This is a genomic window from Pseudomonas sp. SDO5591_S426, assembly GCF_054070755.1.
Map to the genome: position 1 here is coordinate 1 of NZ_JBSVXD010000040.1, position 16989 is coordinate 16989.

The window sequence follows — 16989 nt, forward strand, 5'->3', positions numbered from 1 at the left end:
CGGCGCTCTTTGTAGGAGCTGCCGCAGGCTGCGATCTTTTTGCGGTTAATGCTTGAACATCACATGCCGCACAACGGTGTAATCCTCCAGCCCATACATGGACATGTCCTTGCCATACCCGGACAGTTTCTGACCACCGTGCGGCATTTCGCTGACGAGCATGAAGTGCGTGTTCACCCAAGTGCAGCCGTATTGCAACCGCGCCGACAGGCGATGGGCGCGGCCGACGTCGGCGGTCCACACGGAAGAGGCGAGGCCGTAATCCGAATCGTTGGCCCAACCCAACACCTGCGCTTCGTCGCTGAACTTGGTTACCGACACTACCGGCCCGAACACCTCACGACGGACGATTTCGTCGTCCTGCTGCGCGTCGGCCAGCACGGTCGGTTCGAAGAAGAAACCATTGCCCTCAACCGCTTTGCCGCCCGTGATCAAACGGATGTGCGGCTGCGCCACGGCGCGCTCGACGAAACCGGCCACGCGGTCACGGTGCTGCGCAGTGATCAGCGGGCCGAGTTCGGTGGCCGGATCATCCTGCAAACCGTACTTAATGCTGCTGACCGCTGCGCCGAGCTTGTCGACGAACTTGTCGTAGATGCCTTCCTGCGCGTAGATACGGCAGGCGGCGGTGCAGTCCTGGCCGGCGTTGTAGAAACCGAAGGTGCGAATGCCTTCGACAGCGGCGTCGATGTCGGCGTCGTCGAAGATGATCACCGGGGCCTTGCCGCCGAGTTCCATGTGCATGCGTTTGACGGTGTCGGCGGTGCTGGAAATGATGTTCGAACCGGTGGCAATCGAACCGGTCAACGACACCATGCGCACTTTCGGGTGAGTGACCAGCGGACTACCCACGGATGGACCACGACCAAACACCAGATTGAGTACGCCGGCCGGGAAAATCTCCGACGCCAGTTGTGCTAGGCGCAAGGCGGTCAGCGGGGTCTGTTCCGACGGCTTGAGCACCACGGTATTACCGGCGGCGAGGGCCGGGGCGATTTTCCAGGCGACCATCATCAGCGGGTAGTTCCACGGCGCGATGGAAGCGATCACGCCCACGGGGTCGCGGCGGATCATCGAGGTGTGGCCCGGCAGGTATTCGCCACCGGCCGACCCGCTCATGCAACGGCTGGCGCCCGCGAAGAAGCGGAACACGTCGGCAATCGCCGGGATCTCGTCGTTCAGCGCGGCGCTGTAGGGTTTGCCGCAGTTGTCCGATTCCAGTTTGGCCAGCTCTTCGCCGTGGGCTTCAATGGCATCGGCGAGTTTGAGCAGCAGCAGCGAACGTTCTTTCGGCGGGGTTTGCGACCAGCTGTCGAACGCGGCATCGGCGGCACGCACGGCGGCATCGACCTGGGCTTCGCTGGCTTCGTTGATTTCCACCAGCACACGGCCCAGCGCCGGGTTGAATACCGGTTGGGCGGGGCCTTCGCCGTCGAGCAGTTGGCCGTTGATCAGGAGCTTGGTTTGCATGGCATGTGTCCTCTTCGAAGCAATTATTTTTCTCTGTGGAAACCGGTCCCTGTAGGAGCTGCCGCAGGCTGCGATCTTTTGATCTTTATCTTCAAAAAAACAAAATCAAAAGATCGCAGTCTGCGGCAGCTCCTACAGGGGTAATGAGGTGTCAGTTATTTCCCGCCACTACCCGCAACGCTTTCGCCGCCACGGGTCAGGTAATAAGCGCCAAGAATCGGCAGCATGGTCACCATCATCACCAGCATCGCCACGACGTTGGTCACCGGCACATCCCGTGGGCGGCTGAGCTGGTTGAGCAGCCACAGCGGCAGGGTGCGTTCATGGCCGGCGGTGAAGGTGGTGACGATGATTTCGTCGAACGACAGCGCGAACGCCAACATGCCGCCAGCCAGCAACGCCGAACCGAGATTCGGCAGGATGATGTAGCGGAACGTCTGCCAGCCGTCGGCGCCGAGGTCCATCGAGGCCTCGATCAAACTGTGCGAGGTACGGCGCAAACGGGCGATGACGTTGTTGTAGACGATCACCACGCAGAAGGTCGCGTGGCCGACGATGATGGTGAACATCCCCGGTTCAATGCCCAGTGTCTTGAAGGTCGCCAGCAACGCGATCCCGGTGATGATCCCCGGCAGCGCGATGGGCAGGATCAACATCAGCGAGATGCCTTGCTTGCCGAAGAAGTCCCGGCGGTACAACGCTGCCGACGCCAGCGTGCCAAGGACCATGGCAATCAGCGTGGCAATCGAGGCGATCTGCAACGACAACTTGATGGCTTCGAGCACGTCCGGCCGCGAGAACGCCACGCCGATCCACTTCAAGGTGAAGCCCTTGGGCGGAAAACTGAACGCCGCGTCTTCAGTGTTGAAGGCATAGAGGAAGATGATCAGGATCGGGAAGTGCAGGAAAACCAACCCGCCCCAGGCTGCGATTTTCAGGCCTATTGAGGCTTTCTCAGAGTGCATCGAAGGCCCCCAGTCGTTTGACGATGGACAGGTAGATGGCGATCAGCACGATCGGCACCAGCGTGAACGCGGCGGCCATCGGCATGTTGCCGATCGCGCCTTGCTGGGCGTAGACCATGCTGCCGACGAAGTAGCCCGGTGGGCCGACGAGTTGCGGCACGATGAAGTCGCCCAAGGTCAGCGAAAACGTGAATATGGAACCTGCGGCAATCCCCGGAATCGACAGCGGCAGAATCACTTGCATGAAGGTCTGGCGCGGCTTGGCGCCGAGGTCGGCGGAGGCATGCAGCAGCGACGGCGGCAGGCGTTCCAGCGAGGCCTGGATCGGCAGGATCATGAACGGAAGCCAGATGTAGACGAACACCATGAAACGCCCCAGGTGCGAGGTCGACAAGGTGCTACCACCGACGCCCGGAATGCCCAGCACAAACTGCAAAACCGGCTCGAGCCCCAAGTGCTGGACGAACCACTGTGCCACGCCGCCCTTGGCCAACAGCAACGTCCAGGCATAGGCCTTGACAATGTAACTGGCCCACATCGGCATCATCACCGCGATGTAGAAAAACGCCTTGGTCTTGCCGGTGGTGTAGCGCGCCATGTAGTAGGCAATCGGGAACGCGACGATGGCGCTGGCGATCGACACGACGATGGCCATGCTCAGCGTGCGCAGGATGATGTCGAAGTTCGAAGGCTGGAACAGCGCGGCGAAGTTCGCCAGGGTCAGGTCCGGCGTGACCGCCATGGTGAAGTCGTCGAAGGTGTAGAAACCTTGCCACAACAAGGTCAACAGCGAGCCCAGGTAAATCGCGCCGAACCAAAGCAGCGGCGGCACCAGCAGCATCGACAGGTACAGGTTCGGCCGGCGATACAACAGGTTGGAAAACCTGCGCAACGGCGAGCCGCCCGATGAGGTTTGAGAAATGGCCAAGGTGCTCATTTCACACCCCGCCGGCAACGGTGTCGTGCAACTGGACCATCGCTTCCCGCGCCCAGCGTGCGCTGAGGCGCTGCCCGGTCTGGTGTTGCGCGCTACTGTCGATCCACTGATTGTTGGCCTGGCTGATGTTCAGGGTCTGGCCGTTTTCCAGCTTCAGTTCGTAGCGGGTGGCGCTGCCTTGATACTGGATGTCGTGCAGCAAGCCGCTGACTTCGATCTCGTGACTGGCCAACGGACCTTCGGCGAAACGCACGTGTTCCGGGCGGATCGAAAACGGCTGCGGATTGCCGCTCAACTGCTTTGCCAAGTCACCGCGAATCACGTTGGACGTGCCGACGAATTCAGCGACGAAGGTGGTTGCCGGTTTCATGTAAAGGTTGCGCGGGGTGTCGACCTGTTCGATGCGGCCCTTGTTGAACACGGCGACGCGATCGGACATCGACAGCGCTTCGGTCTGGTCGTGGGTGACGAAAATGAAGGTGATGCCGAGCTGGCGTTGCAGCTTTTTCAGCTCGCCTTGCATTTGCTCGCGCAGTTTCAAATCCAGCGCCCCAAGCGGTTCGTCGAGCAACAGCACACGCGGACGATTGACCAAGGCGCGAGCCAGGGCCACACGCTGGCGTTGACCGCCGGAAAGCTGCACCGGTTTGCGCTCGCCGTAGCCGCCGAGGGCGACCATGTCGAGGGCTTCTGCGGCGCGCTTGAGGCGTTCGGCCTTGCCGACGCCTTTGACCTTCAAACCGTAGGCGACGTTGTCGCGAACGTTCATGTGCGGGAACAGCGCGTAATCCTGAAACACGGTGTTCACGTCACGCTGATACGGCGGAAGGCCGGCGGCCTCTTCGCCATGAATGCGGATGGAGCCTGCGCTCGGTTGTTCAAAACCGGCGATCAGGCGCAAACAGGTGGTTTTGCCCGAACCCGAAGGCCCCAGCATGGAGAAAAACTCGCCGTCCTGGATGTCGATGGAAACCCGGTCAACGGCTTTCACTTCGCCGAACTGACGGGAAACGTTGGTGAACTGGACTGCAAGCGTCATGGTGCGGTGCTCCAAAAAGGCGAAGGCCGTCGCAGCGGCCCTGCCTGGACTTCTGAAATCTTCATTGATGATCGTTCCCACGCTCCGCGTGGGAATGCAGCCCGTGACGCTCTGCGTCACCTCTGCGCGAAATGGACGCGGAGCGTCCGTTGATGCATTCCCACGCAGAGCGTGGGAACGATCGGTTCTGAGAGGGCTTACCTGCCGCCCATGATCGCGATGTAATCCTGGGTCCAGCGGCTGTACGGCACGAACTTGCCGCCTTCAGCCTGCGGGGTTTTCCAGAAGGCGATCTTGTCGAACTGGTCGAAACCGTTGGTCTTGCAGCCTTCGGCGCCGAGCAGTTCGCTCTCTTTGCACGCCGCTGGCACGGCTGGCAACGAACCAAACCACGCCGCTACGTCACCCTGGACTTTCGGTTGGAGCGACCAGTCCATCCACTTGTAGGCGCAGTTCGGGTGCTTGGCTTCGGCGTGCAACATGGTGGTATCGGCCCACCCGGTGGCGCCTTCCTTCGGGATGGTCGAAGCGATCGGCTGCTTCTCGTTCATCAGGCCGTTGACCTGATACGGCCAGGCGCCGGAGGCGACCACGCCTTCGTTCTTGAAGTCGCTCATTTGCACGGTGGTGTCGTGCCAGTAGCGGTGGATCAACGGCTGCTGCGCGCGCAACAGATCGAGCACAGCCTTGTACTGCGCTTCGGTCAGTTCGTAGGGGTTCTGGATACCCAGTTCCGGCTTGGCGGTTTTCAGGTACAGCGCCGCGTCGGCGATGTAGATCGGGCCGTCATAGGCCTGCACGCGGCCCTTGTTCGGTTTTCCGTCCGGCAGGTTTTCCGCATTGAACAACACGCCCCAACTGTCGGGAGCGGTCTTGAACACGTTGGTGTTGTACATCAGCACGTTCGGGCCCCACTGATACGGGGTGCCGTAGGTCTGCTTGTTGACCACGTACCACGGCGCATCTTTCAGGCGCGGGTCGAGGTTTTTCCAGTTGGGGATCAGCGCCGTGTTGATCGGCTGCACACGCTTGCCGACGATCAGTCGCAGCGAAGCATCACCGGACGCGGTCACCAGGTCATAGCCGCCCTTGGCCATCAGGCTGACCATCTCATCGGAGGTGGCAGCGGTTTTCACGTTGACCTTGCAGCCGGTTTCCTTCTCGAAACCGGTGACCCAGTCGTAGGCCTTGTCGCTTTCGCCACGTTCGATATAGCCGGGCCACGCCACGATATCCAGCTGACCTTCGCCGGCGCCGACAGCCTTCAGCGGCTCGGCGGCCTGGACACTGGCACTGGCCAGCAGCGCGGTGGTGATTGCACTGAGCAGTGCGGTCTTGTGCACGAACATGGGAATTCCCTCTTCTTTAAATTATGGTCGGGGCAGTTGTGAACGTGGTGAAGCATGCCGTTGGCGGCTTGTTATTAGCGTAGTCAGAGATGTTGCCCGTGGCGCGCCATGATGTGCCGCACCACGCTGTAGTCCTGGAGCGAATCGCTGGAGAGGTCTTTGCCGTAGCCCGAGCGCTTGAGGCCACCGTGGGGCATTTCGCTGACCAGCATGAAATGGCTGTTGATCCAGGTACAGCCGTACTGCAAGCGCGCCGCGACCTGCATCGCCTTGTCCAGGTTCTGGGTCCAGACCGACGACGCCAGGCCGTATTCCGAATCGTTGGCCCAATCCACCGCTTGTTCGAGTTGATCGAAACGGGTCACGGTGACCACTGGCCCGAACACTTCGCGCTGGACGATTTCATCGCTTTGTTTGCAACCGGCCAGCAACGTCGGCTGGTAATAGAAGCCGGCACCGGAATGCACCGCGGCACCGGTCACTCGCTCAATGTGCGGCTGGCCGAGGGCGCGTTCGACGAAACTGGCCACGCGGTCGCGCTGGCGAGTGCTGATCAGCGGGCCGATCTCGTTGTCGGCATCGCGCTTGCCGGCGAAACGCAGGCTGCTGACGGCGGCGCCGAGTTCGGCCACCAAACGGTCATGAATTCCCGCCTGTGCATACACCCGGCACGCGGCGGTGCAATCCTGCCCGGCGTTGTAATAGCCATAAGTGCGCACGCCTTCGACGACAGCCTGAATGTCGGCATCGTTGCAGACGATCACCGGGGCTTTGCCGCCGAGTTCGAGGTGGGTGCGCTTGAGGGTTTTGGCCGCGGCCTGAAGGATTTTCTGGCCAGTGACGATATCGCCGGTCAGCGACACCATGCGCACTTTAGGATGACTGACCAAATGGCTGCCGACGCCTTCACCACCACCGCAAACGATGTTGATCACGCCGCGTGGCAGGATTTCGGCCAGCGCCGGGGCCAGAGCCAGGATCGAAAGCGGCGTGTGTTCCGAAGGCTTGAACACCAGCGTATTGCCGGCGGCCAGGGCCGGGGCGATTTTCCACGCGGCCATCATGATCGGGTAGTTCCACGGCGCAATCGACGCTACGACACCGATTGGATCGCGCCGCACCATGCTGGTGTAGCCCGGCAGGTATTCGCCGCTGAGCTGGCCGGTCTGGCAGCGCACGGCCCCGGCGAAGAAGCGGAACACATCGACCGTGGCGCTCAGGTCGTCCTGACGGGCCAGGTGCAACGGCTTGCCGCAGTTCAGGGATTCGAGGCGGGCGAGCAGGTCGGCGTTTTTTTCGATGGCGTTGGCGATGTCCAGCAGCAAGTTCGAGCGCTGCTGCGGCGTGGTCCGCGACCAACCGGCGAAAGCGCGGTGGGCGGCGAGGATGGCGGCTTCGACTTGTTCGGTGCTGGCTTCGGCGATTTGCGTCAGGACTTCGCCAGTGGCCGGGTTGAGAATCGGCTCGACACAGCCTTGCCCTGCGACTAATTCACCATCGATCAACAAGGCGGTGAACAACGGGGTCTGCGCGCCAGCCATTTTTCGGGTTCTCTTTTCTTGTGTGGCCATGCTGCTCCCTTTGTCTCGGGCGCCGGCCGTCTTATATAGATGCAGCAAGACTAGTGCGCGGACCCGAGGTCGACAAATTCTAAATACTGAAGGTGGCGTTCGATTAAATAGATGGCTTGCGTCCGCCGTGGGGTTGTTCCCGCGCGACGGTGAGGAACGGGTCGACCAATGCCGGGCGCGCCGTGCCACGACGCCAGGCCAGGCCGACGTCGAGGGTCTGGCTGAGGTCGGCAATCGGCCGCGCTTCGATGATGTCGCCCTCCAGTGACCACGGGCGGTAGGTCATGTCAGGCTGGATCGACACGCCCAATCCGGCGGCGACCAGGCTACGCACCGCTTCGGTCGAGGCGGTACGCAAGGTGATGCGCGGTTGCAGCGAGGCCGCCGTCCACATGCGTTGGGCGTTGCGGTCCATTTCATCGACGTTCAGCTGAATCAGCGGCTCGCGGGCCACGTCGGCGAGGTTGATGCTGTCGTGTTCCAGCAACGGATGCTGGGCCGGCAGCCATAGCCGGTGGGGCGAGTGGGTCAGCACTTCGGTTTGCAAGGCGTGACGGTCTTCGAGGTTGGAAAGGATCAGCACACCGACATCGATCTCGCCGCTGACCAGCAAATGCTCGATGTACGGGCGTTCATCTTCCATCACGCGGATTTCGACGTTGGGGTAGGCGCGCTGGAAACGGGTGAGCAAATCCGCCAGATAGTAACCGGCCACCAGGCTGGTCACCCCGATGATCAACTGCCCGGCGACCTGATCGGTGCTTTGTTGCAGGCTGCGTTTGGCGTTGTCCACGGTGGCCAGAATCAAATGCGCCTGGCGCAGGAACTGATGACCCTGGTGGGTCAGGGTCATGCCCTTGGCGTGGCGGTTGAACAGGCTGACGCCGATCTCTTCTTCCAGTTGCTGGATCGCCAGGGTCAGGGTTGACTGGGAAATGAACGCGGTTTGCGCGGCGGCGGAGATCGAGCCGGTCTCGGCCACGGCGATGAAATGACGGATCTGACGCAAGGTCATCATGCGGGGAATACCCAGTGGGCGGTTTTTATAGATGGGATCGAGTGTATATCCATTTTTACGAAAGGTACGTTGCCTTGGAGCAACATCTGGAAGCACTCTCGCTGGCCGGGTTACGGCACTTTCGATCTAGGCTGGTGGCCTCAAGGTTCGGTTAAACCTTTTAGTGGAGGCGAAAAATGAACACCCGTGGATTGCTCGATCAACTCCTCAAGTCCGGCCAGGACATGTTGCAGAACAAGGCAGGCGGGACGCAGAACAAGGCGTCCGGGGGAGCTCTGGGCGGGTTGCTCGGCGGTAACGGCGGCTCGGGCGGCATCGGCAGCCTGCTTTCCGGCGCGGGCGGTGGTGCCTTGGCGGCCGGTGCGATGGGCCTGCTGCTGGGCAGCAAGAAAGCGCGCAAGGTTGGCGGCAAGGTCGCGGTCTATGGCGGACTGGCCGCCTTGGGCGTGATTGCCTACAAAGCTTATGGCAACTGGCAGGCGCAGCAGGGCAGTGCGCCGAAGACCGAACCACAAACCCTCGACCGCTTGCCGGCGGCGCAAGTCGAGCAACACAGCCAGGCGATTCTCAAGGCGCTGGTGGCCGCGGCCAAGGCTGACGGGCACATTGACGAGCGCGAACGCGAGCTGATCGAGGGCGAATTCACCAAGCTCGACAACGATCAGGAACTGCAACACTGGCTGCACGCCGAACTCAACAAACCGCTGGACCCGAGCGACGTCGCCCGCGCCGCCAGCACCCCGGAAATGGCTGCCGAGATGTACATCGCCAGCGTGATGCTGGTCGATGAGGAGAGCTTCATGGAGAAGTCCTACCTCGATGAACTGGCACGCCAGCTCAAGCTGGAACCGGGGTTGAAGGCGGAATTGGAGAAGCAGGTTCGCCAAGCCTCTCTGTAGACCCTGAAAAGATCGCAGCCTGCGGCAGCTCCTACATTGGATCGTTTTCCACTTGTAGGAGCTGCCGCAGACTGCGATCTTTTTATCTTTCAAGCAGTACTCAATTCATCAATGACCATTCCACGGTCCCTTTCTACCGAATCACCCCTAACACCCATCCTCCCAATTAACGGAAAGTCCCAACCCAGAGCCCATCCCGGCTTTTTCCGGCGGGATGAGAAGTGGTGCGCAACCGTCTTATAAATGAAACAGCGCCCTCGGCTATACTCCCCGCATTTCGAAATGCCCCCGAGGACTGACTGTGAAGAACTGGACGTTGCGCCAACGCATTTTGGCGAGCTTTGCGGTAATTATCGCCATCATGTTGTTGATGGTGGTCGTCTCGTATTCCCGGCTGTTGAAGATCGAAAGCAGCGAAGCCAGCGTGCGTGACGACGCGCTGCCAGGGTTGTACTACAGCTCGATGATTCGTGGTGCGTGGTCCGACAGTTATGTGCGTATTCAGGCGATGCTCGGGTTGGAAGAAGGGCAGGGCTTTTCTGCCGAGGATGCCGAGAACTTCAAGGGTTACACCGCGCGGTTGAAAGAGCAGATGGACCTCTACCGTGGAACGATTGCCGACGAAGAAGACAGGGTCGAGTACGCCGCATTCGAAAAGCTTGATGCGGATTACCACCGGATACTGGCCGCGGTGATCGAGTTGTATAAACGCAACCAGAACGCCGAGGCCGTCAACCTGTTCAATAGTGAACTGACCCCGGCCTGGACCGCAGGTCGAGTGAAGGTCAATGAGATCCTGCGTCACAACAAGGCTGTGGCGGACGCAGACATTGCGGCCATCGACGATGCAGTCGTCACGGCCAAAGTCATCATGGGCATTTCCCTGCTGGTAGCGGTATTGGCCGCCGCTCTCTGTGGCTTGCTGCTGATGCGCGCCATCATGGCGCCGATGAACCGCATCGTGAGAATCCTCGAAATCATGCGCACCGGCGACCTCAGCAGTCGTTTGAATCTGGAGCGCAAGGACGAATTCGGCGCCGTGGAAACCGGCTTCAACGACATGATGACCGAGCTGACTTCGCTGGTGTCGCAGGCGCAGCGCTCGTCGGTGCAGGTCACCACGTCGGTCACCGAAATCGCCGCCACTTCCAAGCAGCAGCAGGCCACCGCCACCGAAACCGCCGCCACTACCACTGAAATCGGCGCGACTTCCCGTGAAATCGCCGCGACTTCCCGTGATCTGGTGCGCACCATGACCGAAGTGTCCACCGCTGCCGATCAGGCCTCGGTGGCCGCCGGCTCCGGCCAGCAAGGCCTGGCACGCATGGAAGAAACCATGCACTCGGTGATGGGCGCGGCCGATCTGGTCAACGCCAAACTGGCGATCCTCAACGAGAAGGCCGGCAACATCAACCAAGTGGTGGTGACCATCGTCAAGGTCGCCGACCAGACCAACCTGTTGTCGCTCAACGCCGCCATCGAGGCCGAGAAGGCCGGTGAATACGGCCGGGGTTTCGCCGTGGTCGCCACCGAAGTGCGGCGACTGGCGGATCAGACGGCTGTCGCGACCTACGACATCGAGCAGATGGTGCGCGAGATTCAATCGGCGGTGTCGGCCGGTGTGATGGGCATGGACAAGTTCTCCGAAGAAGTGCGTCGCGGCATGTCCGAAGTGCAGCAGGTGGGCGAACAGCTGTCGCAGATCATCCATCAAGTGCAGGCGCTGGCGCCGCGGGTGTTGATGGTCAACGAAGGCATGCAGGCCCAGGCCACCGGTGCCGAACAGATCAACCACGCGCTAGTGCAATTGGGCGATGCCAGCAGCCAGACCGTCGAATCCCTGCGCCAGGCCAGTTTTGCCATCGACGAACTGAGCCAGGTGGCCGTCGGGCTGCGCAGCGGCGTTTCGCGATTCAAAGTCTGATGAGCGAACTCACGGCCAAACGCACTGCCGTGAAGCAGGCGTTGCACGCGTTGTTCCTGGTGTTTCGCATCGGCAGCGAGCGCTATGCCTTGCAGGCCATCGAAGTGGTGGAAGTGCTGCCGCGTCTGCCATTGAAACCCATTGCCCACGCGCCGCACTGGGTCTCCGGGGTGTTCGCCTATCGCGGCGCGGTGGTGCCGGTGATCGACCTCAGCGCGTTGACCTTTGGGACACCTGCGCAAGCGCGCACCAGCACGCGGCTGGTGTTGGTGCATTACCGACCGGATGAAAGCGCACAGGCGCAACTGCTCGGGCTGATTCTGGAACAGGCCACCGACACCGTGCGTTGCAACCCGGCGGATTTTCAGCCGTATGGACTGGATAATCGTCAGGCACCGTACCTGGGGCCTGTGCGCGAAGATGCGCACGGCCTGCTGCAATGGGTGAGAGTCGCCGATCTGTTGGATGAGCCAGTGCGTGCGCTGTTGTTTCCGACGCCACCGCTGGACCTGACGCTGCTTGAGGAACGGCCATGAGCAGCGATCAGCGGGTTTTCGACTTCCTCAAGGAACGCATCGGCCTCGACGTCACCTCTGTCGGCCCGGCGATCATCGAGCGTGCGGTGCGTCAACGCAGCGCGGCGTCCCAGGCGCAGTCGGCTGACGAATACTGGCGAACCTTGCAGGGTTCAAGCTTCGAGCAGCAGGCGCTGATCGAAGCGGTGATCGTCCCCGAAACCTGGTTTTTCCGCTACCCGGAATCTTTCGCCACCCTGGCGAAACTGGCGAGCAAGCGGCTGGCCGAGATCAACAACATGCGCGCCCTGCGGATACTCAGCCTGCCTTGCTCCACCGGCGAAGAACCGTACTCGATTGCCATGGCGCTGCTGGATGCCGGGTTCAAGCCGCACCAGTTCAAGGTCGAAGGCATGGACGTCAGCCCGCTCTCGGTGGAAAAGGCCCGACGCGCGTTGTACGGCAAGAATTCCTTTCGCGGGCAGGACATCGCGTATCGCGACCGTTATTTCACGCCTGAGCGTGATGGCTACCACCTTAGCGCCCGGGTGCTGGATCAAGTGCGCCTGCAAGTCGGCAACTTGCTCGATCCAACCCTGCTCGCCAACGAGCCGCCCTACGACTTCGTGTTCTGCCGCAATCTGTTGATCTACTTCGACCTGCCGACGCAAAAACAGGTGTTCGAAGTGCTCAAGCGCCTGACCCATGTCGATGGCGTGCTGTTTATCGGTCCTGCCGAGGGCAGCTTGCTGGGGCGATTGGGCATGCGCTCGATTGGTATCCCGCAGTCCTTTGCCTTCAGCCGCCAGAGCGCCGCGGAACCTGAGCCGTTGCCGATACTCGTTCCTGCACCCTTGCCGGTGCCGCAACCGGTGCGCAACGTCGTGCCGGCGCCGGCCATCAGGCGTCCGTTCGCCAGCGTTGCCCGCCCCTCGCAACCTGCGAAACCGGGCAGCGCCGATGCCGCCACGCTGCTGGCGAACATCGCCGCGCTGGCCAATGAAGGCAAAAGTGCCGAGGCTCGCGCTGCGTGCGACAGTTACCTGCGCAGCCACGAACCGGTGGCCCAGGTTTTTTACTGGCTCGGTTTGCTGAGTGATGTCGCCGGCAGTGTGCTGGAGGCCCAGGGGTTTTACCGCAAGGCGTTGTACCTCGAACCGCAACATCCCGACGCGTTGATGCACCTGGCCGCTTTGCTGCAATCCCAGGGCGATACGGCGGGAGCCAGACGATTGCAGGACCGCGCCGCCCGCAGCGAGCGCGCCGCTGACAGTGAGCGTAAACGATGATCGCCTCCGACACTTTTAGCGTCACCCGTGAAGATGCCCAGGCCATCGATGATTGCTGGAACCGCATCGGTATCCACGGCGACAAGTCCTGCCCGCTGCTGATCGAACACATTCATTGCCGCAATTGCGCGGTGTACTCGGCTGCCGCGACGCGCCTGCTGGACCGTTATGCGTTGCAAACGGAAGATCGCGAACAAGTCTCCGGCACGCTGCAAAGCGAGGTCAAAACCCGCTCGCTGCTGATGTTTCGCCTTGGCGAAGAATGGCTCGGCCTGGCCACCCGCAGTCTGGTGGAAGTGGCGCCGCTGCAAGCCATTCATTCGCTGCCGCACCAGCGTTCCCGGGCCTTGCTCGGCGTGGCGAATGTGCGCGGAGCTTTGGTGGCGTGTCTGTCGCTGGTGGAATTGCTCGGGCTTGATGCCGCAGGCAACGTGGTATCGGGCGCGCGGGTCATGCCGCGCATGCTGATCATCGCCGCCCACGGCGGCCCGGTGGTGGTGCCGGTGGACGAAGTAGACGGCATTCATGCCATCGACGAACGCATCCTCGATGCCGCGTCGCAATCGGGCACTCAGGCCAGTGCCAAGTACACCCGTGGCGTGTTGCAATTCAAGGGTCGCAGCCTGCGTTGGCTGGATGAAGAACAGCTGTTGTCCGCCGTGACCCGGAGCCTTACATGACCCCCGAGCAAATGCGCGACGCCTCTTTGCTGGAACTGTTCAGCCTGGAAGCCGAAGCCCAGACCCAGGTGCTGAGCGCAGGTCTGTTGGCGCTGGAGCGCGACCCGACCCAGGCCGATCAACTCGAATCGTGCATGCGCGCGGCGCACTCGCTCAAGGGCGCGGCGCGGATCGTCGGTGTCGATGCCGGGGTCAGCGTTGCGCATGTCATGGAGGATTGTCTGGTCAGTGCTCAGGAAGGGCGGCTGTATCTGCGCCCCGAGCACATCGACGCGTTGCTGCAAGGCACCGATCTGCTGATGCGCATTGCCACGCCGAACAACGCTCCGGTGCCAGCGGACATTGAGGCTTATGTCGCCTTGATGGCGCGTTTGCTCGACCCGGCGGCCGCTGCGATTCCCGTCATGGCTTCTGCCGCGCCCGTGATGGCCGAGCTGCAACTCGAAGCACCGGCGGCGAAGGTTGAAGCACGGGAACCAGTCATCGAAGCTCCGCCTGCCACGCCGAAAAAAACCAAGCGCACCACCGAAAACGGCGAGCGCGTGCTGCGAGTCACAGCCGAGCGCCTGAACAGCCTGCTCGACCTGTCGAGCAAATCCCTGGTGGAAACCCTGCGGCTCAAACCGCACCTGGCCACGATGCAGCGCCTCAAGCGCATGCAGAACAACGGCCTGCGAGCGCTGGAAAACCTCAACGTCCATCTCAAGGAACATGCCCTGAGCCTTGAAGCCCAGGAAGCCCTGGAAGATGCTCGTCGACTGCTCGCCGAATCCCAGCAGTTGCTGATAGAAAAAAATGCTGAACTGGATGAGTTCGCCTGGCAGGCCAGCCAGCGTGCACAGGTGTTGTACGACACGGCACTGGCCTGTCGCATGCGTCCATTCGCCGATGTGTTGACCGGCCAGGTGCGCATGGTTCGCGACTTGGGTCGCAGCCTCGGCAAGCAGGTGCGGCTGGAGATCGAAGGCGAGAAAACCCAGGTCGATCGCGATGTGCTGGAGAAACTCGAAGCGCCACTGACGCACCTGCTGCGCAATGCCGTGGACCATGGCATCGAAACCCCGGAGCAACGGTTGTTGGCCGGCAAACCGGAGGAAGGCCTGATCCGTCTGCGCGCCTCCCATCAAGCCGGGTTGCTGGTGCTGGAACTCAGTGATGACGGCAATGGCGTCGATCTGGAGAAGGTCCGCCGCAGCATCATCGAACGCCAGTTATCTCCAGCGGAAACCGCCGCGCAGTTGAGTGAAGAAGAGCTGCTGACGTTCCTGTTCCTGCCGGGTTTCAGCCTGCGCGACACCGTCACCGAAGTGTCCGGACGCGGCGTCGGCCTAGACGCGGTGCAGCACATGGTCCGCCAGTTGCGCGGTGCGGTGGTGCTGGAACAGACGGCGGGCGAGGGCAGCCGCTTCCACCTCGAAGTGCCGCTGACCCTGTCGGTGGTGCGCAGTCTGGTGGTGGAAGTCGGCGACGAAGCCTATGCCTTCCCGCTCGCGCATATCGAACGCATGTGCGATCTGGAGCCTGCGGACATTGTGCAGGTCGAGGGTCGGCAGCACTTCTGGCATGAAGGCCGGCACGTTGGGCTGGTGGCGGCGAGTCAATTGCTGCAACGCCCGGCGAGCCAGGGCAGTCAGCAGACCCTGAAAGTCGTGGTGATCCGCGAGCGCGATACGATTTATGGCGTGGCGGTCGAGCGTTTCATCGGCGAGCGCACGCTGGTCGTGTTGCCGCTGGATGAGCGTCTGGGCAAGGTCCAGGACATTTCCGCCGGGGCCTTGCTCGACGACGGTTCGGTGGTGTTGATCGTCGACGTCGAAGACATGCTGCGATCGGTGGACAAACTGCTCAATACCGGGCGTCTGGAGCGTATCGCACGCCACAGCAACCAGGCGGCCGAAGCAGCGCGCAAAAGGATTCTGGTGGTCGACGATTCCCTGACCGTGCGCGAACTGCAACGCAAGCTGCTGCTCAATCGTGGCTACGACGTGGCCGTGGCGGTCGACGGCATGGACGGCTGGAACGCCCTGCGTTCGGAGGATTTCGATCTGCTGATTACCGACATTGATATGCCGCGCATGGACGGCATCGAACTGGTGTCTTTGTTGCGCCGGGACAACCGCCTGCAATCGCTGCCGGTGATGGTGGTGTCCTACAAGGATCGTGAAGAGGACCGTCGTCGTGGACTGGACGCCGGAGCCGACTATTATCTAGCCAAAGCCAGTTTTCATGACGATGCCCTGCTCGATGCAGTGGTTGAGCTCATAGGAGGAGCGCGGGCATGAAAATCGCCATCGTCAACGACATGCCCATGGCCGTGGAAGCCTTGCGCCGGGCCTTGGCTTTCGAGCCGGCGCATCAGGTGATCTGGGTCGCGGGCAATGGCAAGGAAGCGGTGCAGAAGTGTGCCGAGCAGACGCCGGACCTGATCCTGATGGACCTGATCATGCCGGTCATGGACGGTGTGGAAGCCACTCGACGGATCATGGCCGAAACGCCGTGCGCCATCGTCATTGTCACGGTCGATCGCCAGCAAAACGTGCACCGGGTGTTTGAAGCCATGGGCCACGGCGCCCTCGACGTGGTCGACACCCCGGCCCTTGGCGCCGGCAACGCCCAGGAAGCGGCGGCGCCGTTGCTGCGCAAAATCATGAACATCGGCTGGCTGATCGGCGACAAGGGCAACCGCGAGCGATTGGCCCCGAGCCCGGCGCGCAGTTCCGGTTCACGCCAGAGCCTGATCGCCATCGGCTCATCCGCAGGCGGGCCGGCGGCGCTGGAAGTCCTGCTCAAAGGGCTGCCTCGCAACTTTTCCCCGGCCATCGTGCTGGTGCAGCACGTAGACCAGGTGTTCGCCGCCGGCATGGCCGAATGGCTCGGCAGCGCCAGCGGACTCAATGTGCGCCTGGCTCAGGAAGGCGAACCACCGCAAAGCGGCACCGTCCTGCTGGCCGGCACCAATCACCATATTCGCTTGTTGAAAAACGGCACGCTGGCGTACACCGCAGAACCGGTCAACGAAATCTATCGGCCCTCGATCGATGTTTTTTTCGAAAGCGTGGCCAATTACTGGAATGGCGACGCGGTCGGTGTATTGCTCACCGGCATGGGGCGTGATGGTGCGCAGGGGCTTAAACTCATGCGTCGGCAGGGCTACCTGACCATCGCACAAGACCAAAACAGCAGTGCGGTGTATGGCATGCCGAAGGCGGCCGCGGCCATCGATGCCGCCGTGGAAATACGCCCGCTGGACAAGATAGCGCCACGATTGCTGGAGATTTTTCCAAAATGACTACTTTTAGCGGCAATCCTGGCCCAGGCAGTATTCAGGTGAAA

At 61.7% G+C, this 16989-nt stretch carries 14 protein-coding genes; 7 read left to right on the plus strand and 7 right to left on the minus strand.

What is annotated here, in order from left to right; genetic code table 11:
• Positions 1-45: 45 nt before the first annotated feature.
• The 7 genes from ACW9JC_RS11055 to ACW9JC_RS11085 all read right to left on the minus strand — a co-directional run bounded on the left by ACW9JC_RS11055 (position 46) and on the right by ACW9JC_RS11085 (position 8349).
• The gene (locus ACW9JC_RS11055; protein ID WP_457455016.1) at positions 46-1470 is read right to left on the minus strand and encodes a gamma-aminobutyraldehyde dehydrogenase; all 1425 of its coding nucleotides are present in this window, start codon (positions 1468-1470) and stop codon (positions 46-48) included.
• Positions 1471-1625: 155 nt separating this feature from the next.
• Entirely contained in the window at positions 1626-2435 is an 810-nt protein-coding gene (locus tag ACW9JC_RS11060) for an ABC transporter permease (RefSeq protein WP_338584981.1), read from the minus strand.
• The gene (locus tag ACW9JC_RS11065) at positions 2425-3372 is read right to left on the minus strand and encodes an ABC transporter permease (RefSeq protein WP_457455017.1); all 948 of its coding nucleotides are present in this window, start codon (positions 3370-3372) and stop codon (positions 2425-2427) included. The genes ACW9JC_RS11060 and ACW9JC_RS11065 overlap by 11 nt, the downstream gene beginning before the upstream one ends.
• A gap of 1 nt (position 3373) precedes the next feature.
• Positions 3374-4411, minus strand: coding sequence for an ABC transporter ATP-binding protein (locus ACW9JC_RS11070; protein ID WP_416128133.1), 1038 nt, complete (start codon positions 4409-4411; stop codon positions 3374-3376).
• 197 nt (positions 4412-4608) lie between these two features.
• Positions 4609-5760 carry a putative ABC transporter substrate-binding protein YdcS gene (ydcS, locus tag ACW9JC_RS11075; protein ID WP_457455018.1) on the minus strand — a complete coding sequence of 384 codons (1152 nt, stop codon included), beginning with the start codon at positions 5758-5760 and terminating at the stop codon, positions 4609-4611.
• 83 nt (positions 5761-5843) lie between these two features.
• Positions 5844-7301: a gamma-aminobutyraldehyde dehydrogenase gene (locus ACW9JC_RS11080; RefSeq protein WP_416128131.1), complete on the minus strand. Its 1458-nt coding sequence runs from the start codon at positions 7299-7301 to the stop codon at positions 5844-5846.
• A 133-nt stretch (positions 7302-7434) separates the two neighbouring features.
• Positions 7435-8349: a LysR family transcriptional regulator gene (locus ACW9JC_RS11085; protein WP_338584985.1), complete on the minus strand. Its 915-nt coding sequence runs from the start codon at positions 8347-8349 to the stop codon at positions 7435-7437.
• Positions 8350-8525: 176 nt separating this feature from the next.
• On the opposite strand from ACW9JC_RS11085, the gene ACW9JC_RS11090 reads away from it, so the two are divergent.
• The 7 genes from ACW9JC_RS11090 to cheB all read left to right on the plus strand — a co-directional run bounded on the left by ACW9JC_RS11090 (position 8526) and on the right by cheB (position 16945).
• Positions 8526-9248, plus strand: a complete 723-nt coding sequence (locus ACW9JC_RS11090) for a tellurite resistance TerB family protein (protein ID WP_338584986.1) — start codon at positions 8526-8528, stop codon at positions 9246-9248.
• A 301-nt stretch (positions 9249-9549) separates the two neighbouring features.
• The gene (locus tag ACW9JC_RS11095) at positions 9550-11172 is read left to right on the plus strand and encodes a methyl-accepting chemotaxis protein (protein ID WP_457455019.1); all 1623 of its coding nucleotides are present in this window, start codon (positions 9550-9552) and stop codon (positions 11170-11172) included.
• Positions 11172-11708 carry a chemotaxis protein CheW gene (locus ACW9JC_RS11100; protein ID WP_457455020.1) on the plus strand — a complete coding sequence of 179 codons (537 nt, stop codon included), beginning with the start codon at positions 11172-11174 and terminating at the stop codon, positions 11706-11708. The genes ACW9JC_RS11095 and ACW9JC_RS11100 overlap by 1 nt, the downstream gene beginning before the upstream one ends.
• Positions 11705-12976 (plus strand): CheR family methyltransferase, encoded by a 1272-nt coding sequence (locus ACW9JC_RS11105; RefSeq protein ID WP_457455021.1) that lies wholly within the window; start codon positions 11705-11707, stop codon positions 12974-12976. Before ACW9JC_RS11100 ends, ACW9JC_RS11105 begins: the two co-directional genes overlap by 4 nt.
• On the plus strand, positions 12973-13656 hold the full coding sequence (locus tag ACW9JC_RS11110) for a chemotaxis protein CheW (RefSeq protein ID WP_338584990.1): 684 nt from the start codon (positions 12973-12975) through the stop codon (positions 13654-13656). The genes ACW9JC_RS11105 and ACW9JC_RS11110 overlap by 4 nt, the downstream gene beginning before the upstream one ends.
• On the plus strand, positions 13653-15938 hold the full coding sequence (locus ACW9JC_RS11115) for a response regulator (protein WP_457455022.1): 2286 nt from the start codon (positions 13653-13655) through the stop codon (positions 15936-15938). The genes ACW9JC_RS11110 and ACW9JC_RS11115 overlap by 4 nt, the downstream gene beginning before the upstream one ends.
• Positions 15935-16945, plus strand: a complete 1011-nt coding sequence (cheB, locus tag ACW9JC_RS11120) for a chemotaxis response regulator protein-glutamate methylesterase (RefSeq protein ID WP_338584992.1) — start codon at positions 15935-15937, stop codon at positions 16943-16945. Before ACW9JC_RS11115 ends, cheB begins: the two co-directional genes overlap by 4 nt.
• Positions 16946-16989 lie beyond the last annotated feature (44 nt).